Here is a 21,667-nt window from a genome sequence, read left to right as displayed (position 1 = left end):
GTGACAACGAAACCGGATTTAGGCCTTAGGTTGTCACGAATCCGTGCTTATCGTGACAACGAAACCGGATTTTGCCCTTTGGTTGTCACGAATCCCGGGTAAAATGCTCCCCTCATTAAAATCGGTCCGAAGAAGGTTAATTAGAACAGGTTTCTTAAGAATCCGCATGCAAACCCATTTACTATTTTTTCAAGACGATTCCGGTTATGGTTTTTCTCAAAAAAAATCTAAAATTCATTTGACCTTTTTTGCTTTTGGCGCTATAATAATTTTTGTGCCATAACGAAACGCACAAATCGAGGCCGCCTAAATGTGGAGCGAAAACCTTAAATTTCTTATACCATGTCCCAGTAGCTCAGTAGGATAGAGCAACAGTTTCCTAAACTGTAGGTCGGAGGTTCGAATCCTTTCTGGGACGCTAAAAAACCCTTGAGTCTTCAAGGGTTTTTATTTTTCCCTTCCCTTTTTCCAAATTCAGCGGCAACTTCAACACTGCCGTTTAGTTACCAAATAATATGTCCAGGACAATATCCTCTGGACGTTTGCATGTTAACGTTTCGAGATAGTTGTTTACCCTGTCCTCATAATTTTTAACCGAATTGCTGTCATGAAAGAAGCCTGCGATTTGGCTATCGATTCCCTGCCCACGCTCGCTTTCGCTATCCATGCGCATGATAAGGCCAAGCTTTTCGAGAGTTTTCAAATTGATCTCCTCCTGGCCAGGCAATGCGTGGAAAATAAAAATCGGCAGTCTTTTAAACAAACATTCACTTAACGTAACGCCTCCCGGTTTTGTCACAATAGCGTCCGCAGACTCGTAAAACTTATCCATCTCTTTCCTGCAACGGATGTATTCAAATGGCCGGACATTTCCTTTTCTCAGCGCGTTGAGCCGTTCATATAAGCCCTTATTCGTACCGCACAATATGGAATATTGGATTTTCCCTCTTCCCTCAATCCCTGAAAACATTTTTTCGATGGCCCCTATGCCGAGGCTTCCTCCTGTGACCAAAACGGATAACCGGGAAGAATTTTTATTTCTATCGGAAAGGTTTTTTTTTCGTATGTATGGATGAATGGGAATCCCGGTCACATAGATGCCAACTTTGTTTACACCGCCAGACACTAAAAAATCACCGGCTTCCCTTGTCGGCACAAAATGGTAATCTATTGCCCTTTTCCCCCACACCTGATGGATGAAATAGTCAGTATAAACGTTGACTACAGGAATTTGAACCTCTCCCCTGCCCTTAAGGATGTTCAGCAAATAGGAAGGCAGTCCATGTGTGCAAACGATAAGATCGGGCGTTTTCTCTCTCAGCAGTTTTCTCAGTGCCTTTAAAAATAACCATTCATACACCTTGAATTGTTTCTCAATGGCAGAACCGGTATTTACATTCAACCGATATACGATACTATATAACCGCGGGAATGCATGGATCCAGCTTAAATAAATTTGGGAGACTGCCTTCTCCAGTTTCCCGAACGTATAAGAGAGGATGTCCACGACTTCGCATTCAACATCTGGCTGCTTTTCAGCAATTCCGTCAATGATTGCTCTCGCCGCCTGGTAATGCCCCGACGGGATTTGCAAAAAGGGAAGAAAAAGGATTTTTTTGTTCGCTGTATGTTCCATTCATATCCCTCAATCTGTTTGGCCTGGACGAGCGTATATAGGATACCATCAATTCCCTCGGTTTAAAGGGCCATTTAGCCTGTATAATCGAATACGGAGGTGACTTTCCATGAAATTATTCATTATCGCCACAGCCCTGTTTTTCCTCATTTGGGCCATTAGGCGTGCATATAGAAATACTAAAGACGTTGTTTTTACGAAAATTGCTGTTGGACAGGGCTCAGGCGCTGCTCCAGTCCTAAATATCCTGCAGCTTTCAGATTTGCATCTTGAGAATATCTCAATTTCTCCAGAGGACCTGTTTGAAAAAGTAAAAAGGGAAAAAATTGACCTGATTGCTATCACAGGTGACTTTCTCGATCGGAAGCGTTCCATTCCAAGGCTTGTTCCGTACCTAAGAGCATTACGCAAATTGGATGCAAAATATGGAATGTACGCGGTGTTGGGAAACCACGACTACGTCCTGAAGGGGGAAAACCTTCAGTCTTTAATAAACACGCTAAAACAGGAAGGTTGCAAAGTCCTGCATAATGAAAACAGGCACATCCTCGTAAATGGCCAACTCGTCAATATTATTGGCATTGACGATTTCAGTACAGGCCGGAGCAAATTGGAAGCTTCATATAAAGGCTTGAAGGACGGGATGAACGTGGTTCTGACACACGACCCGAATGTTGTTCTTCATATGAAGGATTACCATTTTGACTATTTGCTTTCAGGCCACTTCCACGGCGGGCAAATTTGTTATCCGAAAGCGTATCATCTTGTGAAGATGGGACGGCTTGTCAGGATGAATATGATTAAAGGCCTTCACTGGCACGATGGGAAGCCGTTCTATATTAACGAAGGGCTTGGACAAACCGGAATTAATATTCGTGTAGGAAGCCGGCCCGAAATTACGTTGCATCAATTGTTTTTCGCATCTGCAAAAAGTGCTTCACACCCCGCGGTCTAAAAGCTGCCAACCCTTCGTTGGCAGCTTATTTTTCGTGGGTGGAGCTGTATAACAATTTTAGCTTGTCCTTTGACATGACCAAATAACCGGGCAGCGTTTTTTTCCCAAGCCTTTGCAGTGAATTGCCGTTTACTGAGAGGAGGAGAATTGGCAGGAATGTTACCCATTTTAGCCAGTTGTAAAAAGGATTTGAAATGGAGAAAACCTCAAATCCAAGCCGTTCCGCCCCCTTGCATAAAGTTGTAATCCCGATGATTCCTTTAATTTCATCTGAGCGTTTATGGCTCTGGATAAAAGTTTCAATCCCCGGCAATGACCTCAGTACATGCTGATAAATAACCCTTGCCCTTCGCACATCACTCTTTATTGGATATATATCCCTAAGAAGCCTGACGTTATGAAGGTGGATTTTTACCAGGACGTCATTCTTTGCAATTCGGGTTCCATCGGAAAGCAAAAGTTCACGCCCTTTATATTTTGTAAGCCTCACCCGAAAAATATTATTTGTTTCATCCAGGTAAGTGAGCCTGGTACAGCTGAAGTAAAGCGGGTCCAATACCATCCACGCGCTTAACAAGTGTTGTTTCATGCCTTTTCTTCCTTTTTGCGATTAATGAATTTATAAATCCTGGCGCTCAGCTATCAAGAAACCGGATTGTTGCCAATAAGGGAAGATGGTCGGAAGCATTGCTTTCCATTTCGTATACTTCGGAGCTAATAGCCTTTAGGTTTTTTGTTGAGAAAATATAATCGAGCCGGCGAAACGGCCTTCTCGAAGGAAACGTATATCCCCCTGGCCCTTCGTTTGTTTCCACCCATACATCATTGAACGTTTCAGTCATTTTCCTCCACCCCCTGGATGATGGGCCCATGTTCCAATCCCCCATTACGAGAAGAGGCAGTGGCTCTTTTTTGGCCTTTTCCAATATAAACTCGATTTGCTTTCTGTGCTGGAATGGCCCGAGGCTTAAGTGTGTAACCCAAACACCAAGTTCCTTTCCTTCTATTTGAACCTTGGCCTCTAGCAAGGCCCTAGCTTCCGCCCTTTTTGGTAGGAAGTCAAAAGGATGGTTGTCTGCTTCTGTAATTGGAAAACGGCTAAGCATCGCATTGCCAAACTGCATATCGTTGCCGCCCTCCCGGTTTTCCATTGTTACAGCAGGGCCGTAAATATGATCCATCTCCAGCTTCTCCGCAAGCCACTTGGCTTGGTCAAGAAATCCGCTTCTATTTGAAAAAAAACGGTCCACTTCATTCAAGCCGATAACATCGGCCCCAGAATCATTGATAATCCTCGCAATCCGCTCCAAATTAAGCTTTTTATCGGTTCCTTTCCCATGGCGAATATTAAATGTCATCACCTTGAACTCCACTGCCCCACCTTCTTGCCAAAGAAATCACTTATATCTTTTCTCAAGCTGGAATCTTTATTAAATAACCTTATATCCAATTATTTGCTTTTGTTGAAGAAGAAAGGCGGGAACATGTTTTTTCGGAAATCCGTACATATTAACGGTAAGTCACTATTACTGACAAGGGATGGAATACCTCCATGAGTGTGAAACCAACCGCAGGGAAACCAGTCATCATGATTATAGTCGATACGTTAATGGACGCCCCGCTTAACGAAGCGATTCGGGCAGGCATGGCACCGGCAATTGATTTTCTAATAAAGAATGGCACATATTCCCCGGGGCTCGTCGCCCCCTTTCCAACCATGTCGGTAAATGTGGATACTACATTGCTGACCGGGACGTATTGCGATCAACATAAAATCCCCGGCCTTGTCTGGTTTAATAAAAAGGAAAACCGGCTCATCAATTACGGCAGCCATTACCGGGAGCTGTTCAAACTGGGAGTTGTAAAAGCGGTTGAGGACTTGCTCTTCAACTTGAATCAGTCCCACATTAGCCGGGAGGTTCGAACCCTACATGAAGATTTATACAGGCAGAGATTTAATTCAGCATCGATTAACGCACTTGTATTCCGTGGAAACACGCCACATTTTCTTGACCTGCCAAAAATGCTCGGGCGATTTACCCCATTAAGCAGGCGGCGTCCTGTCTATGCTCCCGCCATTTTTTCCTACGGAAGATTTTCAAAACTGAACGAGTCATGGCGGAACCAGCATTTCTGGCAAAAGGCTGGCGTTAATGATTCTTCTTCCGTCCAGCAATTTAGCCATCTTGTTAAAGAAAATAAACTACCCCCTTTTACGATTGTTTATCTTCCGGATCTCGATCAACGGATCCATAAGTACGGGAGATTGGACAGGGTGGGCATTGAAAAAGCGGATAAGCAACTGCAAAAAATCCTTGGCCTTTTTGGAGATTGGGAAAAAGCGCTGGAACTTAATCAGTGGATTATTATGGGAGATAACGGCCAGGCATGGGTGCATTCTAACCGGAACCATGCGGTAATCGATTTAAGGAAGCTATTGAGCCCCTATAAAATCATGAGGCTTCGAAAAGGCCCTAGAACTGGGGATCAAATTGCCCTCGCAGTGAACGATAGGATGGCTTATATTTATACCTTAAATGAGGAAAAGGAGCTGATTGAGGACATCGCCATGCTCCTGACGGGGGATAACAGGGTTGATGTGATTGCCTGGAAAAATGGGAGGCAGATTAAGGTCCGTTCTGGAGGGATTGGCGGGGAAATACGTTTTCAGCCAGGTGGCGTTTTACAGGATCAATATGGCCAGTTGTGGGAATTGGAAGGGAACATGGAAATTCTCGATCTATCTGTTAAGGATAATAGGGTTCAATACGGTTTGTATCCCGATGCACTCGCACGGCTGTATAGCTGCCTTCACTCACATGAGGGCGAATTCCTGGCGGTAAGTGCCCGCCCCGGCCATGAGTTTGCCGGAGAAGGCAGCCCGGTTCACTTGGGTGGAGCGGGACATGGGGGATTGCATGAACAGGATTCGCTTGTCCCCCTGATTGTCTCGGGAACCGAGTCGCTTCCGGAACATATGAGGATTGTCGATTTAAAAAGATGGGTTCTTTCTCTGATAACAAAGAGTGTTTATGATTCGGAATCAACGAAGGATTCTTGATTTTTAATTAAAAGAAGGAGGTATGCCAGATGGAAACAATTGACCCAAAGGATGTACAAGCAGGAGATGAAGTGTATGTCATTTATAATAATCCGCATACACCGACCGTTGCGAATATCCGCCCGGCTGAAGTAGTCCAACACCCTAAAGATCCAAACGCGCTAGCCTTGTTCATTCATGATACCTTTCATGTCATTGAGGATGACGACGCGCTTTTTTCCTCGGAAGAAGCAGCTGAAAAAGCTTTTAACGACCATTATTTTTAAAATTGGTCCCCTTCTGTCCCCTTAAATGCTGTATAGATTGGGTGTATTTGCGCACGCTACTAGTGGAGGTGAATGGAATGGAAAACCAAAACAATCGCCAGGGAAACAATAATCGCGGTAACAACGGCGGCTTTATGAATAAGGTCGGCCAGACGATTGAGAACGTTGTGGACGCTATCACAGGTGAAAAACAAAACAATGGCCAACAAAGGCGCAGGCAAAATAACAATCGATAATGTATTTGAAACGCCAATCACTTTGGCGTTTTTTCATTATCGAATAGGGTCCCTTTTACTCACGAAAACGCGTTGTCAGGAAGGTTATTTTTCCAGCCAAAAAGAAAAGCTGCCAGGGTCACGGCAGCTCTCTTTCTATTTAAAATGAACGTTTATCATTACAGCTTCCGAACGGGTGCCAATCCGGAGGGCAGGGCCCCATGTACCGAAACCGGATGAGACGATTGAATGGAGCTTCCCTTTTTTAAGATAACCCCAATCATTTTCATAAATCCGGCTAGTAATGAAATGCGCGGGGGCTACCTGGCCGCGGTGTGTGTGCCCGGAGACGAGAAGATCAACTCCAGCACGCCTTGCTTCCTCAAGGGCAATCGGCTGGTGGTCCATCAGGAAAACGGGCCTGGAAGCATCTCCGCTTCCTATAAATGACTCGAGCGCGGCTCTGCTATGGTCGGTCGGATCTTTTCGCCCGGCGAGAACAATTTCATTATTGACCAAAATCGTATCATCCTCGAGGACCGTAATCCCCGCCTTCTCCATTTCCGCTACGATTTTCTCCTTATCCCCGCCATAATAATCATGATTGCCAAGAACCGCATATACCCCAAGAGGAGCGTGGATTTTTTTTAGGCTTTCGTCCATATCGGTTTTAAGGAAAGGGGCAATATAGTCATCTATTAAGTCGCCCGGAATTAAGACCATATCCGGTTTTTCCGCCTGAGCTATTTCTATAAAGCGGTCAAGATGCTTTTTTCCCACGATGGAACCGAGATGAAAATCGGATGCCATCAGGATCTTCATGTTTTCGCTATCAGCCGGCTTTTGGATGGTTACATCATATGTACGGACGACAGGGCTCCAAGCATTAAACGAACCATACACAAAGATAATTGCAAAAAAAGCGAGAACCCCAATGCCAATCCAATAAACCCCCCGTTTTTTTAAAAGAAGCACGATCACGTTAACAATCGGCAATATCAATATCCCATAGCCGATCATGACCATCCAATACCCGCCAATCAGGCTAAGAAGAGGAATGGGAATAAATCTGCCCGCGAACATTGAAAGAGATAGGAAGATGATTAGCGCCACATAGGCATATTTATATTTTCGCAGCGGCTTGTTCAGCCTCAGCCAAACCCAGCCATTGTATCCTATATAGAAACAAATGAGTCCGTAAACAATCAAGACAGCCGCTGTGGCTGCAACAACAGTCCAAGTCATAGGTAGTAAGTTCCTTTATCCTTTTGTATGTAAGATTGTGTTGATAGAAAATTTCCTGGCACTGATAAAAGAGCGCGCCGACTTTCCGGATTCGTTCTTATGGTTGCATAAATCGTGCTATAAATCCTTAAGGAGAGAAGATTGAATTTTCCGGATAGCATCTCCCCTGCTGATAACGCCGACTACCTGATTTGCTTCATCAATGACTGGCAATTTTTTAAAGTGGTGGGTAGAAAGGTGTTTTACAGCAAGATTAACGTCGTCATCAGGCGTAACCGTAACAAGATTTTTCGTTTTAGCGATTGAAAGGATTGGCGCTCCCGCCGTTTCCTTCAGCCTGGTTTTTACATCCATTTCTTCCATGCATTCCATATAAAGAAGGAAGTCAAAAATCTTCCTGTCAATTGGCTGGATTGCCCGGAGGATATCCCCATCTGTCACCATGCCAAGCAATTCGCCGTCACCACTGCAAACTGGCACTCCTCCTATTTCTTTTTCAACAAACAGGGCCATTACCTCAGCAAGTGTCATTTCCGGGGTAGCGCTTATTACATCCGTAATCATAAAATCCTTCACTTTCATTCGTGCCACCAGCCCTTTTACATAGGATGTCAGTGCAATTTTAGTATTTCAATTTGGGCAGAAAAAGTCAAACGTGTTGGATTAGTTAAATTAGGTACCTACTTGAAATTGTAGACTACTCCCGTCAATTCCTCTGAAAGGCTCCACAGCAGCTCCGCGGTTTCAGCGTCATATATCCTTTCAATGACAGAATCCTTTCTTGGGTAGCCTTTCCGTTTCTTTTTTCCGTCCGGCCCAATGTATTCCCCTCCAAGCAATGAAGGTTCGGTTGCCGCATAAAGAGTCGGCAGCGCGCCCATCGCGGTTGGCTGGGTGACGGCCTGAGAAATCAACCTGAACAAGCTGTTCATATCACGGCCGGAATTTCTTGATGCGAGATTCGTATGGGTAACGCCGGGGTGGCACACAGTGCTTTTCATTTGAAGGCCGTTCCGTTCAAGCCGAATCTGCAACTCTTTTCCGAACAGCATGTTGGCGAGTTTACTCTGCCCGTAAAATTTGTAGCGTTTATAGCCCTTCGACCCGTCAAGGTTATTGAAGTCAATGCTCGCCTTGTGGGCAGCGAGGCTGCTTACGGTGACAACACGGGAACCGGGAGTATTTTTCAACACATCCAGTAACAGCCCGGTCAGAGCGAAATGGCCAAGATGGTTGCTGCCGAATTGCGCTTCAAACCCATCACGTGTTTTGCTGAGTGGGGGCATCATGATTCCAGCATTGTTGATAAGTATATCCAGCGATGAATATTGGTTCGAAAATTCGCTGGCAAACTTCCGGATTGAAGCCTGGTCACTTAAATCAAGCTGCATCAACCGCACGGAAGCTTGCGGGCTTTCCTTTATTATGTTGGCGGCTGCTGCTTCTCCCCTAGCCATATTCCTTACTGCAAGGATGACTTCTGCCCCTTTGGCAGCAAGGGCACGTGCGGCCTCGAAGCCGATTCCACTATTCCCGCCTGTTATGATCACCGTTTTTCCCGAAACATCCTTTATCTCCTCTGTAGTCCATCCTTTCACCATTGGCACTCATTCCTCATAGTAGTATCTAGAATTTAGTATAGCTGAACTTTCATCGGAAAAAGAAACAAAAGCCCTTCCGGATTATCGGAGGGCTTCCTGGATCATTACTTCTCCTTTGAGAAGTCCAAGATTCGTATCGGGTTTCCTGAATTGTCTAAATAAATGGCATATCGGCCGGGAGGGATATCAAACGGTACCTTTGTAAATTCGTATTTATGTTTATTTTCTTCATAAAATGAATCTACGCTATCGACTAGAAAGATTCCTCCAGGAGTCATTTCTTCCTTATCCATTTCATCCTCCAGCATTAATTGAACCTCGCTTCCAGGCAGTTTCAGCGCAGCCGTATGTTCGCCTTCACGCCACGATTCTTCAAAACCCAGATTGTCCCTATAAAATGCCAGAGATTCCTTTAGGTTTTTTACAGGATGGTACAAAAACAGTAATTTCATTTGATTCCCTCCTAAAATATAAATAGATTATGAAAAGCATAACTTGATTATGTTAAACATAATTCATTTACGGACACTGTGTCAATATGCTATAATAAAAAATATGAAAGAGTGGATACCGATTCCAGGTTCAAGTAAAAACACCTTAGTACAGGCAGCATTAGAAGAATTCAGCGTAAAAGGCTACAAAAAAACCAATATTGCAGAGTTGGCTGAAAAAGCCAATATGACCACCGGGGCGATTTATCATCATTTTGGTTCGAAAGCCGGGCTTTATGAGGTAATCAGGGGTGAAATGGAACAAAGAATCCTAGACAGAATGGAGGGTGCCGCGTCTTTATTTGAGGATGCGAATGAAGCGTTAGAGGCTGCGCTTATTACAGGATTGGATTTCGCGGCCAAATCGAATAGTTGCCGCTTAATAGGCGAAGAGCCCATTTCAAACAAAACAAATAAGATTGCAGCATTTCTTGAAGGAATGAATATAAACGATCATTTGCCAATTGAAATCGTTTTGCTCGCCAGCTGGAGATCCCTTTTGCTCGGGATAGCTGATCGAAGGCTGACTGTCGGACAGGCCAAAAATATTATTAAATGGATATTTAAAAGGGAACTCGCGTGAAGTTCCCTTTTTGCTTACACATTGTTTGATTTGAATTGAAAATTGCCGCCTTTGTCATGCCTGCTCCTGCACGAAGGCCTTTTTCTTTTTTTCGGGAAAGATAGCTGCCGAAAAGCTATGCAGCCCCATGCCGACAATGACAAGGACGATTCCCGCCCACGATATCGGTGAAGGAAACGGCGCAGACAAAAAGAGTACTTCTCCTGCTAAGGCAAACAAAATTTCGACGGATTGAGTGGCTTCGACCGTGGCCATTTTCGTCATGTCTCCCCTGACTAGATCGGTCGCCATGAAAAATAGTACGGTTGCGATTACGCCTGAGCTGACTGCAACCCCCGCCGACTGGATAATTTGGCTTTTTGAAGGCAAATCGGCCACAACCGCTCCATATACAGACAATATCAGCCAAAACGGAAGGCTGGCGATTGTCATTCCCAGCACGCGCTGGAATGTATCCAGCCTGCCACCCGCGACGTCCATCATTTTCCGATTCCCAAGCGGATAGGCGAAAGTAGCGATCAACACTGGAACAACCCCGAATAAAAATTCCCTCGTTCCAAGCGTTTTGGCATGCTCCAGCTGCATAACCGCAACCCCTGCAAGGATGATGACGGACATGAACATTCCTTTTACCGGAATCCTTCCCCTGACCCGAACCCCATCCCTCGTTTCGAAAAAGAGCGGTGAAAGCAGGGATCCGGATACAATCGTTACGAGCCAGGTGCCGGCAATAAGCCAGCCTGGTGAAAAGGCTGCGGCAAAGCAAATCGGCGCGTAAAATAACCCGAACCCAACTGTGCTCCACAAAAGCCACGCCCTTGGCTTCTGTTTCATTTCCTCCAAAAGCGGCTTGAGATTTTTCCTGCCTGCGACAAGCAGGAGCAAGAGCGGGACCATGAAAAAATAACGGAGCGACGCACTCCAAATCCAGTGTCCGCCCGAAAGTTCCATTGACCGGTTCAGGACAAAAGTAAACGCGAAAAAAAACGCAGAGGCAATACCAAGGACAATTGGTTTCACAAACCTGCCCCCCTATTTCATTGGACGTTCAAGCGAATACAATTCCTCTTCCAGCTGGGCCATTTTTTCTTCAGCCACTTTCCTGGATTGCTTGATGCCTTCGTTGAAAAAATAGGGCCCGAGCCCGTTTTTAAAAAAATCCAGGAGGTTTTCCGCCTCCAAATTGCCGAGCTCCTCACCTCGTTCTTTTAAAAAGTACTCCTGAATATCGGCAATGAGTTGCTCCTTTTGCTGTTTACTGAGTGTAATAAACATAGTATTCTCCACTTCCTCTAACCGGGACTTTTAAGGGAAACGCCAAAGTTTCTTTTTTCACAATAATCTGTATTATCCAAGGATAATGAATAACCGTCCTTTTGTAAAGCGCAAAAAAAGCCGGTTCTTTTTTATGAAAACCGGCTGCGGTCAGGCACTTTGTTTATGGAAAAGTCCCATCACTTCGATTGTTTTCGTAATGTTGACAAAAGCATGCGGGTCAACTTCCGCAATCAACGATTTTACCTCGGCGAGCTCGTAGCGGGTGATAACGGTCAAAGTATATGCCGTCCTTCTTTTGAAAAACCGCCCATCCCATCCAGCACGGTCAGGCCACGGTAGACATTTTGTACAAGCTGCTCCCTCATCTCCTCCCCTTTTTCGGTGATGATGGTCAACGTTAGTTTGACGTGATGGGTGTAGATAGCGTCGATGACCTTTCCGGTAACAAAAATTGAAACCATCGTATTCAGTGCCGTATCCCAGTTAAACAGAAAACCGCTTATTCCAATTATGACGCCATTCATTGCTGAAAGCAACGTTCCAATCGGGAAGTCTTTTTTCCGGGAAACAATCATCGCGATTATATCCAGCCCGCCTGTGGACGCAGATTGGCGCAATACAAGCCCCATGCCCAAACCAACAAGCGCTCCCCCAAAAACCGATGAAAGTATGCTGTTGCTGGCAACTTCATATACAGGGATCACAGACAAACCAACCGAGATAAGAATGACGGAAAGGATTGTTTGTAAAATAAATTTCCTGCCCAGCATTAAATATCCTAGGACGAGCAGCGGCAAATTCAGCAGGAAGTTCGCGGCTCCTGTATCAAGAGGCGTCAGCATCCCAATCATCATTGAAAGTCCGCTTAAACCGCTTGAAAGGACCTCATGCGGGATCAGGAAACAATTAAAGGCAGCCGCTATAATAGCCGAACCAATCGTAATAGCTAGTAGCTGCATTCAGGTATCCTCCTCTTAAAATTACTTATTCTAAAATAACATCATCTCCATCCGCCAGTAAATTGATAGTTTATTTTCATTATTAAAAGAAATCATAAAAAAGGGCCGCGAAAATTTCGCGGCTCCTATCGCTCGGATTGGCATCAGCCGAGCTTTTCTACCATTGTAAGCATTACAATCAAACCGATTATAAAGGAATAAGTCGGGAAGCGCACGCTTTCCCCTTCCTGGCTCTCAGGAATCAGTTCCTAATAAATAATGAACAGCATCGCACCGGCAGCAATACTCAACCCGAAAGGGACGATTCCATCAATTTTGGAGGCGAGCCCGTAACCTGCCATAGATGATAAAAATTCAACCAAACCGGTTCCTGTCGCTATTAGAAGCGCGGCCCATTTCGAAATATCCTCCTTTAAAAGATAAAGGGCAACGAGGAATCCTTCCGGAGCATTTTGAAGGCCAATCGCAAACGCTATCAGTCCCCCAAGCTTTTCATTGTCAGAACCGTAGCTGACGCCTACAGACAATCCTTCTGGAATGTTGTGGACAACCATCGCGCACAGAATAATCAGTGTTCCCTTTGAAAGGCTGCCCGTAAAACGTGAATGATCGATGTCAAAATTGCATAGCTTCTGGTCAAGCAAATTAAGTAGAAACGTCCCTCCCAGCAAACCAATGGCCAAAATAGCCAGGCTGGACGATTTAAGGGCTTCCGGAATCAGGCTGAAAGCAGAAGCTGCAAGCATGATACCCGAAGCCAAAGCCAAAAGGTTGTACCGGAACTTATTTGATATTCCTTTTACAAAAAGGATCGGCAATGCTCCCGCCCCGGTTGCCAACGAAGAAATAAGACTGCCAATGATCGCATTTTCCATGAGAACCCCCATCTGTTTTTTTCTATACCCACTACCCCCTCGCTAGATAATTTAATCTATGTATATTTTTTCACAAAAGAAAAACGGAAGGAATATAATTATCCTTCCTCATTTATTATCGCTGTTCCAGGAATTCCAGGGTTTCGCCTGCAATCCCTGTATAAAAAACGGATCTCCATCCATTCTCCATTGTAAAGGGCCCTTCCGCTTTTACAAGGCCCGCTCTTTCGACCGTTTTTATTATGCTGTCAAGCGCGCCGACTTGAAAACACAGGTGAATGGAATCATTCCCTTGTATAGGCTCATCTCCTTCAATCAATTCAATCCGGAAAACGCCGAGAGTCAAAAAAATAAGTTTTTTCCCATGAAACTCAATCGTCTTCTCATCACGAAAACCAAGGGCAGTTTTATAAAATTCCGCCACCTCTTCAAGAAGGTTCGTTTCAATTGCGTAATGATGAAATTCAACCATCGTTATCCCTCTCATAAAATCAGGTTCATATCGCCAAATTCATGCCAAAGGTATTTTGCCTCGACCGCGTCCATATACGCACTGTATAGCTTATCCTGCGGGATGAAAACCGACAGCATGGCAAGATGGCTTGCTTCCGGTTCGTGAAGGCCGGTCAGGATTCCGTCCACCGCCTTCAGTTCATATCCCGGATGAACGAACAAATTGGTCCAGCCATTGGTTTGGCCTGTCGCCATTGCGGTTTCAAGCGCTCGGACAACTGTCGTCCCGGCTGCAATCACCCGTTTGCCCGACTTTTTGACTTCCTTGATTGCTGTTAAAGTTTCTGAGGGGATAGCGTATTCTTCTTTATTTTTCGAAGGATGATGGTCATAATTGTCGTCAAGAAAATAACTTAAGCCGGTATGAAGCTGGATGAACGCGATTTTGACTCCTTTTCTGCGCAGCTTGAACAGCAGTTCCCAACTGAACGCCCTCCCCGCGGAAGGCATTTCAACCGAACCAGGATGTGATGCGAACACAGTCTGATAATAATCAAGGCTCCACGGTGTTTCAATATATTCATAACGAATTGGTTCGCCAAGAGAATAGATCTCATCAAACAGGCTGGTACCAGATTTTGAAAAGCAGATAACCGACAAAGGTGTTTCACCGGCGTCTTGTTCAACGACCGCCTCGAGCTGGCTGGAAAACCATATCGTTTCACCGGTTTGGACGGAAGGACAGACAACCAAGGCATACCAGCGGCTGTCGTCAATTTTGCCAGCCAGCCTGATTTCAACCTCTTCATTACGCGAAAGAAGACGGCCGTGCAAAATCGCGGGAATTGTCCTTGAGCTATTCAACACAAGAACGTCGCCTTTATTCAAATAGTGGTCAAGATTGTAAAAAGAATCGTGGCAGGCATACCCTGTCTCCTTTGATAAAACCATCATGCGTACATGGTCCCGCCTTAGCCCCCGCCTTTCCGGAGGGGCAGCGGCATTCAAGGATGGCGGCAGATTGAAAGTCAGGCTACCGGCGATCATGCACTCCACTTCCCTTCAATGAATTCCTGGGCTGAAATCCGCTTTCCGGTTATGTTGATGGCTTGATCAGATGCGAGATAAAGGAAAACAGGCACAACATCATTTGGATCAGAAAGTTCATAATCGCAATCCGGGACGGCAAGACGATGCATTTCTGTATCCATCTCCCCCGGGTCAACCATGTTCACCCGTACCCCCGTTTCGCTCAGTTCGTCGGCCCATGTTTCGGTCAATCCTTCGACCGCGAATTTTGAGATACCATAAGCCCCCCAGCCCGCGTAGCCTGTATTTCCTGCTTCGGAGGTCACGTTGATAATCGAGCCGCTATCACGTTGAAGCATGATTGGTAGCACCCGGCGTGTCACAAGAAATGTGCTCATCGTATTGACTCTAAGTACTTCAGCGAAATCTTCCTCCGGATAATCAAGCAGCATCGGCATCGGGCTGGGTCCTAGAATAGAAGCGTTGTTGATTAGGATATCGATATGGCCGAACCTTTCTTCTGTCAACGCGACAAAACGCTCAACATCACGTGCGATTGATATATCCGCCCGAATTGCAAGAACCTCTTCAGCCCCGGCCTCCTCGGCTTCCTTTTTCACCTTTAGCAATGCTGCCTCACTCCGCGCGCAAATCGAGAGCCTCGCCCCCTGTTTAGCAAATGCCAGCGCCAATGCTTTTCCGAGTCCCCGTGAAGCTCCAGTAATCATAACGTGTTTTCTGTTGGTCAATTTGATTTCCCCTTTCGAATTTCGCTAACTGGTTTTCATGCTTTTATGATAGCCGGTTCCAGAAACTGAAACCTCGGAAAGAAGCTTGAACTTCCATACAACTTTAGTCTGAGATTAGGGAAACTAAACCAATTGATTCCGCTTTATTAGGAATTGTATTTATTAAAACTATTTTTAGCGAAAAAGGGAGGAAAAAAGCGTTTTTTGGCGAAACTAGAAAGAGAGTTGAAAAATGAAGGGGGACGTTGAAATGGATAAGGTAACCAGCATTGCATTCATTCTTTTTCATGCCACCGATGACCCTGATGTAAAAACAAAAGCCGTGGATTTGCTCAATGGAGAGACCGATCTTCGAGAGCTGAGATCTGATCCGGACATTGTAAATCTTTTGGAAACCGCCGAAGCGGCATTGAAAAAGCAGTCCGTCAACAAGGAAGAAATCCAGAAGTTTGTAGAACAGTATTTGTTTGTAGAGGCATAGAGTCATGCTCCCTTTTCTGGGGGCTTTTTTTGTGCATAATTTGTCACAAAAACAAGTTAATTATAGTGATTACCCCTATTGTTTACCACTTTCCTGCGTGGTAAGATGAGGTGCTGGTATTTTCTTGCAGTTTTCTATGGAACCAGATTCTTTTTTAAAAAATAGTAGGCATGTCCGTCTAAATTGTGAATAAGATGGAAAAAGCATACAGGTTTAAGCTGTCTGGTTAGTTGGTATATAGAAGTACTGCTTGTTATAGCAGTAAAGTAATTTTTCGAAAGGATGGTTGAAATGGTTCAAGTAAACGTAAAGGTTGAATACCTTGGCAGGAATTACATGACGAATGTGATTACGACCCCTCAGGCAAGCGATGAGGAAATCATGCAGCAGGCTCTTGAGCAAGTCAAGAAGCAATGGTCGGAATAAGATGATAGCCTCTGGGGAAGAAAATAGACAATAGACGGAGCTGGCCCACTTTACAAAAAGGGATTGGCTCCGTCTATTTTAGTTTTAATCGAGTTCGTAGCCTTTCATTTTATCCATGTGGCTAGCGATCATTGCGATAATCGTACCCGCTTCTTCTTTTGTAAAAATAAAATTCGTTTCATCTTTCACTAGTTCATCGTCTTCTGTCCAAATCCGGTTTACCCTACGAAGAACTCCGTCGCCGGTGCCCTCCACAACGCCAAACTGGTAGGTCACTTCCACCTCGTCTTCCTTTTGAAACGCGGTAATTTCAGGGGTTTCCCACTCAACATCTATTTCCTCATACACCTCATCGTCGGAGTAAGCGATAATCGTGACATCTTCGTCCCCCGCTGCATCAAGGATGTCATCAATCTCATCCTCTTCTTCCTCGTCATCATAGAGCTCGTAATCAAAGTCTTCTGGATCATCGTTCATAAATTCATGAAAGCTTTCATGGACTGCATCGATGATGTTTTCAATATCAGGCAAGATTGTCCTTGATGGCTGTTCAAGGTCAGGGTCATACGTTTCAACATAAAACTCTTCATTGTGCGGGTCAAAAAATAGCGTGCAAAAATAATCGCGTCCGTCGCAATCATCCGTTTCCACAAAGAAATCAATCCTCGGGTGCCTCGAACTCCGTTCAATTGACATTTGGCCCGCCTGGTCGTATTTTTCACAAATAGATTCCAAATGGTCCTGCAATTCAGAAGTTACCCGGTCAAACCACTCCAATGACATATGCATCCTTCCCTTCGGCTGTTTTCTGGGTTAGTATGCCACTTGCAGCGGTAAAATGAGTTGGCACATTTTTGAAATGTTGTGGGTTTCAGAATCCTAAGCCCAAACTTTCGAGGTCACAAATCAACTGCCAATGGCCAGGATTTTTTAATCTTTTTCATGAGTAAAGCCAAAAACGCCGACATGAGATATGCCGGCGTCCGTGGTATTATCCTGCCTGCTCTGTAGCAAAATAGTATTCGCTGGCAATCGTTTCTATGATTTGGCTGACGGATAGGATGTCCGAAATTTCTCCTACTCGCGCCCCAGCGAAAACAAGGCCCATATCCACATCGCCATTCAGCGAGCGAACAAGTGAATCCATCGTGCAGAAACGGTATGTGCAGCTTTTCAGGCAATCCAGGCATTTAGCGACCTTGAATTTCCCGTCATCCTTAATAATGTCTGTAAAAGCATTGCGGATTGCCCTGCCCTCTAGGCCGACTGTTGTTTTTACAAGGACAAGGTCTTCCTTTTTCGCTTCAATATATTTCTGTTTAAACGCAAGCGGCGCATCGCATTCTTCGCTTGCTACAAAACGCGTTCCCATTTGCACGCCTGATGCGCCGAGCCTGAACGCTTTGGACACATCCTCCCCGGTTAATATGCCGCCAGCCGCGATAACCGGTATGTTCACCGCTTCAACGACCTCAGGCAGAATATCAAACATCGGGCGATCTGTGCCAAGATGGCCACCCGCTTCAAATCCTTCCACTACTACCGCGGCAGCGCCCAGCCGTTCCGACAGCCTTGCAAGTTTGGCGGTCGATACAATGGAAAGTACAGGGATGCCCGCTTCTTTCCCCCAGGCATACATATCACGGGAAATGCCAGCGCCGGAAATAATAAAGTCAACTTTCTCTTCCAATGCCGCCTTCATTTTCTCAGCAAAATCCTTCACTGCAAAGAGGACATTGACGCCAATATAACCGTTTCCGTTAGAAAGATCGCGAGCCCGCCTTATATGGAAACGCAATTCGTCAATCGTGATTCCGGTTCCAGAGATGATCCCAATCCCTCCTGCTGATGCTACGGCGGACGCTAGGCCGCTAAGCGAAATACCTACCCCCATACCCCCTTGGATGATTGGGTAGTTCGGGGCGATATCCCCGATTTGTAATTGTGGCATCTTCAACGTACATTCCTCATTTCCTTATCGACTATATATATTCTTCCCAATTTTAAACCCGAACTGAAGAATTTTCCGTGATTTTTATCACCAGTTACTAATAGCTGATGATATTTTTTAAGATATTGTAAAGCTTGTTGTTTATTGCTCTTAACCTTAAAAGTGGTTTTAACGAATTGGTTAATACCTGCCGGGGGTTAAAAGAAGATTTATTGACGAAATATCAACATGTGGTTTATTTTGGCAATTCTTTTTTTGGTTTTTCCCGTTTATTATTTTTAGTACGAGGTATATAGATAATGCAAGACCAAAACAACACAGGAGGGACTGGTTAAATTGCAATACGCAATGGTAACAGCGACTCAGGTTTTTGGGCTTGCAAGTGGTGAAGGAACATTTGCAGAGCTGTCGAAAGGCACGCTCGTCTATAATCGATATATTTAAGATCGATTCGACCCCGTGCAAATCGTAACTTCGCCAAAGTCTGGTAAGTCCTGATATTTCGGGACAAATGGTATGGTAGGTCCTGCTTTAGCGGGACAGAAAAAAGGTGCGAACATTTATGTTTGCACCTTTTTTCGTTGTCTTGAATTTCAAGCCCTTTTTCCACGCTAAGTTATTAACATTTTTGATGGAATCAGTCAGGGCCAACTATCTGATCTCTCCCCTTGTAATTATTTCGCCTCCCTAAAATTTTTTTGAATGTAATCTAGTTATTTGCGACTTAAAAACAGGTCTAAAGCCATCGTTTTTTTAAAAAAACATCCGTCTTTCGTATTGATTTTTTATGTAATTTTTCAATTCCTGTGTTTTATATGGGGGAAATTTGAATAGAAAGTCTCGTTTAAATTAGCGAATTATTCTGATATATTCGAATAGTAAATTCTTAAAGGAGTGGTGATAATTGTTAAAAGTTCTTTCTAAATCTGCAATTGCGCTTGTTTTAGCTGGAAGCATCGGCTTTGCAGGCGTACAAACTCAGGCTGAGCCTGCGGCAAAAGCAAAGGCGTCTTATGACCTAAGCCTTGCGAATTATATTAGTGCCGCTCCTGAACTGGCCGACAAGGCTAAAGAGCTTGGCATCGACCTTTCCAAAGCTGATCCTGCCGAAAAATTCGCAGAAAAAACCGGCGCCAAGTTCAAGCAAGCAGGCAACAATCAAGTTGCTTACAAAAAAGCGTCTGGAGATATTCCGGTGCTAGTGATCCTAGCCAAATATCCGGATGAAGATGAACCGGTCGGGGACATGCCTGGACAAGTACCGGCACATTATTACGAGGATCTAATTTTTGGTACGGAATACAATCCTTATGAATTGCCGCAATTCAAGAAGTATGCGGAAGTCAACGGGGTTAAGGCTCCGACTAATAAAACAATGCAGAATGTCTATAAAGAGTCCTCTTATGGGAAAACGAACCTTGTCCACCTTGAGGATGCCGACTTTGAATGGGTGGAAATGCCTAAGGGCGCTTCCTATTATCTTGACCAGGAAGGAAAATATGCTGAAAACGGAAAATATGTGTATGGAAACGTCAACGGGGATGCACACACTGGTGAATTCGTGCGCGACCTTTTAAAAGCCGCGGATGAACAAATCGACTTCTCAAAATACGCCGAAAACGGCGAAGTGCCGAATGTGTTCATCGTCCATGAGGGAACCGGTGCGGAATTCAGCCGCGACCCTGCTCAATGGTGGTCCCACAAATGGAACTTGCTGAGCGCGCTCTATTACGGCAAATACTATGAAACTGGCAAACCTGCTGATGTCCATGCTGGCATGAAGCAGTCAGACTGGATGAACAAAACGATTGCTGAAGACATGACTTACGATGGCGTGATTGTAAACAACTACAACATGCAGCCTGGAATTGGCGGAAACGTTGCGGGTTATGATGCGGCAACCGACACGTATAAAGAAGAATTAAAATCGGGCCCTTTCCCTGCCCAAACAGGGGTTTATGCCCATGAGTTCGGCCATGCGCTTGGATTGCCGGATTTCTATGACACAGTTTATTCATCTGAAGGTGTAGGAAACTATTCGATGATGGCCGGCGGTTCGTGGATGCGTTTCCCTGATGCCGCTCCATTCTCAGGCAACTCACCTACCCATTTCGACCCGTTCTCAAAGATCTTCCTTGGTTGGGTTGAACCAGTTGAAGTAAAGCCTCAAGATGGCGTCAAGACAATAACCCTTCCTCCAGTCAATGCCGCAAAAGCAGATAATGCGATTGTGAAAATGGAGGTTCCGGGTTCAAATGGAACAGAGTACTTCCTATTTGAAAACATCCAGCAGCAGGGCTTTAACCAAGGCTTGATCCGACAGGGCAAAGATTCCAAAGGCCTCTTAGCTTGGCATGTTGACGAAAATGTCATCAGCCTGTATCAAACGGCCGGGTTCCGCCCTAACAATGTTGAAAACTGGATGAACAAACGATTCCAGTACAACCAATCCCAAACGGCCAGCGATGGCACCGTTGTCACCCATTACGGCCTATCTGTCCTTCAAAAGGACGGCCTGTATGAGCTAGAAAAGAACTTGAACCGCGGAAATGCCGGCGACTTCTTTAAGTCGGGCAACAAGCTTACCCCGGTTAGCGGGAATGTCCATACTGGTTCATATTACTTCTGGAAAGGCTACAGCGACACGCCAGCAGATTCAGGGATCCATGTAACGGACATTAAGGAAAACAAGGACGGTTCCATCACCGCTAAGTTCTTCTATAATTTCGATAGCTCCAAAAAGTAATTTCAACGAAGCCGGGTCCGATTTTCGGGACCCGGTTTTTTTCAAAAAATAAACGTTCAAGTTTTCGGTAAACACTAGTTGGGATTATTCAATATGATCTTTTGCGGCATCCCTCGCTTTTAAATAATCCCCCTCCCCGCCGGACTCCAGCACATCCCAGCAGAATAGTTCGATATCTTGTAAGGCTCGGCACAGTCTTATATAATAGTAGATAGTATAGGATGAAAGTGGGAAGAAAATGCCGACACCGAGCATGGAAGATTATATTGAACAAATTTATTTGCTAATTGAACAAAAAGGCTATGCCCGGGTTTCGGATATTGCTGTCAATTTATCTGTCCAGCCTTCCGCTGTTACAAAAATGGTCCAAAAGCTCGATAAGGATGACTATCTTGTTTATGAAAAATATCGCGGGCTGGCGCTGACTCCTAAAGGACGTAAAATTGGTAAGCGCCTTGTTTACCGGCATGATTTGCTTGAGCAATTTTTAACCCTCATTGGCGTAGACGAGGATAATATATACGAAGATGTAGAAGGAATCGAGCATCATTTAAGCTGGAATGCAATCGACCGGATTGGCGACCTTGTCCAGCTCCTCCAAGACGATCCAACCCTTACAACCAGGCTGAAAGAACTTCAGGAAAAAAACGAACTTTAAAAAAGGAAG

The 21,667-nt window shown here is 44.9% G+C and carries 24 protein-coding genes, 1 tRNA gene and 1 pseudogene; 10 read left to right on the top strand and 16 right to left on the bottom strand.

Going from position 1 to position 21,667, the window contains the following annotated elements; all coding sequences use genetic code 11:
• Nucleotides 1–344: 344 nt before the first annotated feature.
• Nucleotides 345–418, top strand: a tRNA-Arg gene (locus tag RB160_RS04555).
• 81 nt (nt 419–499) lie between these two features.
• Here RB160_RS04555 and RB160_RS04550 read toward each other — a convergent pair.
• On the bottom strand, nt 500–1,636 hold the full coding sequence (locus RB160_RS04550; RefSeq protein ID WP_316569013.1) for an MGDG synthase family glycosyltransferase: 1,137 nt from the start codon (nt 1,634–1,636) through the stop codon (nt 500–502).
• Nucleotides 1,637–1,745: 109 nt separating this feature from the next.
• Here RB160_RS04550 and RB160_RS04545 point away from each other — a divergent pair, with 109 nt between their 5' ends.
• Complete coding sequence (locus RB160_RS04545) at nt 1,746–2,591, top strand: metallophosphoesterase (protein WP_316569012.1); 846 nt, start codon at nt 1,746–1,748, stop codon at nt 2,589–2,591.
• 25 nt (nt 2,592–2,616) lie between these two features.
• Here the strand turns inward: RB160_RS04545 and RB160_RS04540 are convergent, their stop codons facing one another.
• The gene (locus tag RB160_RS04540; protein WP_316569011.1) at nt 2,617–3,180 is read right to left on the bottom strand and encodes a YkoP family protein; all 564 of its coding nucleotides are present in this window, start codon (nt 3,178–3,180) and stop codon (nt 2,617–2,619) included.
• Nucleotides 3,181–3,226: 46 nt separating this feature from the next.
• A complete protein-coding gene (locus tag RB160_RS04535) occupies nt 3,227–3,949 on the bottom strand; it encodes an endonuclease/exonuclease/phosphatase family protein (protein ID WP_316569010.1) in 723 nt (240 codons plus the stop codon).
• Between the two features lie 194 nt (nt 3,950–4,143).
• Between RB160_RS04535 and RB160_RS04530 the strand changes: the two genes are divergently transcribed.
• From RB160_RS04530 to RB160_RS04520, 3 genes are all read left to right on the top strand, one after another.
• Nucleotides 4,144–5,652, top strand: a complete 1,509-nt coding sequence (locus tag RB160_RS04530; RefSeq protein ID WP_316569009.1) for an alkaline phosphatase family protein — start codon at nt 4,144–4,146, stop codon at nt 5,650–5,652.
• 29 nt (nt 5,653–5,681) lie between these two features.
• Nucleotides 5,682–5,918, top strand: coding sequence for a transcriptional regulator SplA domain-containing protein (locus RB160_RS04525; RefSeq protein WP_316569008.1), 237 nt, complete (start codon nt 5,682–5,684; stop codon nt 5,916–5,918).
• 77 nt (nt 5,919–5,995) lie between these two features.
• Nucleotides 5,996–6,154: a hypothetical protein gene (locus tag RB160_RS04520; protein WP_316569007.1), complete on the top strand. Its 159-nt coding sequence runs from the start codon at nt 5,996–5,998 to the stop codon at nt 6,152–6,154.
• A 135-nt stretch (nt 6,155–6,289) separates the two neighbouring features.
• On the opposite strand, the gene RB160_RS04515 is transcribed toward RB160_RS04520, so the two are convergent.
• From RB160_RS04515 to RB160_RS04500, 4 genes are all read right to left on the bottom strand, one after another.
• Nucleotides 6,290–7,378 (bottom strand): metallophosphoesterase, encoded by a 1,089-nt coding sequence (locus RB160_RS04515; RefSeq protein ID WP_316569006.1) that lies wholly within the window; start codon nt 7,376–7,378, stop codon nt 6,290–6,292.
• A 117-nt stretch (nt 7,379–7,495) separates the two neighbouring features.
• Complete coding sequence (locus RB160_RS04510; protein WP_316569005.1) at nt 7,496–7,960, bottom strand: CBS domain-containing protein; 465 nt, start codon at nt 7,958–7,960, stop codon at nt 7,496–7,498.
• A gap of 98 nt (nt 7,961–8,058) precedes the next feature.
• On the bottom strand, nt 8,059–8,979 hold the full coding sequence (locus RB160_RS04505; protein WP_316569004.1) for an oxidoreductase: 921 nt from the start codon (nt 8,977–8,979) through the stop codon (nt 8,059–8,061).
• Between the two features lie 104 nt (nt 8,980–9,083).
• Nucleotides 9,084–9,431, bottom strand: coding sequence for a VOC family protein (locus tag RB160_RS04500; RefSeq protein ID WP_316569003.1), 348 nt, complete (start codon nt 9,429–9,431; stop codon nt 9,084–9,086).
• Between the two features lie 103 nt (nt 9,432–9,534).
• On the opposite strand from RB160_RS04500, the gene RB160_RS04495 reads away from it, so the two are divergent.
• A complete protein-coding gene (locus RB160_RS04495; RefSeq protein ID WP_316569002.1) occupies nt 9,535–10,053 on the top strand; it encodes a TetR/AcrR family transcriptional regulator in 519 nt (172 codons plus the stop codon).
• Between the two features lie 54 nt (nt 10,054–10,107).
• Here the strand turns inward: RB160_RS04495 and RB160_RS04490 are convergent, their stop codons facing one another.
• The 7 genes and pseudogenes from RB160_RS04490 to RB160_RS04460 form a co-directional block, all read right to left on the bottom strand.
• Entirely contained in the window at nt 10,108–11,073 is a 966-nt protein-coding gene (locus tag RB160_RS04490; RefSeq protein WP_316569001.1) for a DMT family transporter, read from the bottom strand.
• 12 nt (nt 11,074–11,085) lie between these two features.
• Nucleotides 11,086–11,328 carry a DUF2164 domain-containing protein gene (locus tag RB160_RS04485; RefSeq protein WP_316569000.1) on the bottom strand — a complete coding sequence of 81 codons (243 nt, stop codon included), beginning with the start codon at nt 11,326–11,328 and terminating at the stop codon, nt 11,086–11,088.
• A gap of 150 nt (nt 11,329–11,478) precedes the next feature.
• A pseudogene (locus tag RB160_RS04480) lies at nt 11,479–12,290 on the bottom strand (YitT family protein).
• A 248-nt stretch (nt 12,291–12,538) separates the two neighbouring features.
• On the bottom strand, nt 12,539–13,165 hold the full coding sequence (locus RB160_RS04475; RefSeq protein ID WP_316568999.1) for a ZIP family metal transporter: 627 nt from the start codon (nt 13,163–13,165) through the stop codon (nt 12,539–12,541).
• A gap of 115 nt (nt 13,166–13,280) precedes the next feature.
• The gene (locus RB160_RS04470) at nt 13,281–13,637 is read right to left on the bottom strand and encodes a VOC family protein (RefSeq protein ID WP_316568998.1); all 357 of its coding nucleotides are present in this window, start codon (nt 13,635–13,637) and stop codon (nt 13,281–13,283) included.
• Nucleotides 13,638–13,648: 11 nt separating this feature from the next.
• Nucleotides 13,649–14,665 carry an S-adenosylmethionine:tRNA ribosyltransferase-isomerase gene (locus RB160_RS04465; protein ID WP_316568997.1) on the bottom strand — a complete coding sequence of 339 codons (1,017 nt, stop codon included), beginning with the start codon at nt 14,663–14,665 and terminating at the stop codon, nt 13,649–13,651.
• On the bottom strand, nt 14,662–15,375 hold the full coding sequence (locus tag RB160_RS04460; protein ID WP_396954666.1) for an SDR family oxidoreductase: 714 nt from the start codon (nt 15,373–15,375) through the stop codon (nt 14,662–14,664). The genes RB160_RS04465 and RB160_RS04460 overlap by 4 nt, the downstream gene beginning before the upstream one ends.
• A 271-nt stretch (nt 15,376–15,646) precedes the next feature.
• Between RB160_RS04460 and RB160_RS04455 the strand changes: the two genes are divergently transcribed.
• Nucleotides 15,647–15,877 (top strand): hypothetical protein, encoded by a 231-nt coding sequence (locus RB160_RS04455; RefSeq protein WP_316568995.1) that lies wholly within the window; start codon nt 15,647–15,649, stop codon nt 15,875–15,877.
• 291 nt (nt 15,878–16,168) lie between these two features.
• A complete protein-coding gene (locus RB160_RS04450; protein WP_316568994.1) occupies nt 16,169–16,303 on the top strand; it encodes a BA3454 family stress response protein in 135 nt (44 codons plus the stop codon).
• An 84-nt stretch (nt 16,304–16,387) separates the two neighbouring features.
• Here the strand turns inward: RB160_RS04450 and RB160_RS04445 are convergent, their stop codons facing one another.
• Together RB160_RS04445 and RB160_RS04440 are read right to left on the bottom strand one after the other, a co-directional pair.
• Entirely contained in the window at nt 16,388–17,086 is a 699-nt protein-coding gene (locus RB160_RS04445) for a hypothetical protein (protein WP_316568993.1), read from the bottom strand.
• 208 nt (nt 17,087–17,294) lie between these two features.
• Nucleotides 17,295–18,254, bottom strand: coding sequence for an NAD(P)H-dependent flavin oxidoreductase (locus RB160_RS04440; protein ID WP_316569058.1), 960 nt, complete (start codon nt 18,252–18,254; stop codon nt 17,295–17,297).
• A 904-nt stretch (nt 18,255–19,158) separates the two neighbouring features.
• On the opposite strand from RB160_RS04440, the gene RB160_RS04435 reads away from it, so the two are divergent.
• On the top strand, nt 19,159–21,000 hold the full coding sequence (locus RB160_RS04435) for a M6 family metalloprotease domain-containing protein (protein ID WP_316568992.1): 1,842 nt from the start codon (nt 19,159–19,161) through the stop codon (nt 20,998–21,000).
• 238 nt (nt 21,001–21,238) lie between these two features.
• On the top strand, nt 21,239–21,658 hold the full coding sequence (gene mntR, locus RB160_RS04430; RefSeq protein WP_316568991.1) for a transcriptional regulator MntR: 420 nt from the start codon (nt 21,239–21,241) through the stop codon (nt 21,656–21,658).
• Nucleotides 21,659–21,667: the final 9 nt, after the last annotated feature.

Origin of the sequence: Neobacillus sp. YIM B06451, assembly GCF_032667185.1 — a bacterium.
GTDB lineage: Bacteria > Bacillota > Bacilli > Bacillales > Cytobacillaceae > Bacillus_D.
Note: the sequence above shows the minus strand (reverse complement) of the source record. Positions and strands in the feature narration are given on the sequence as shown.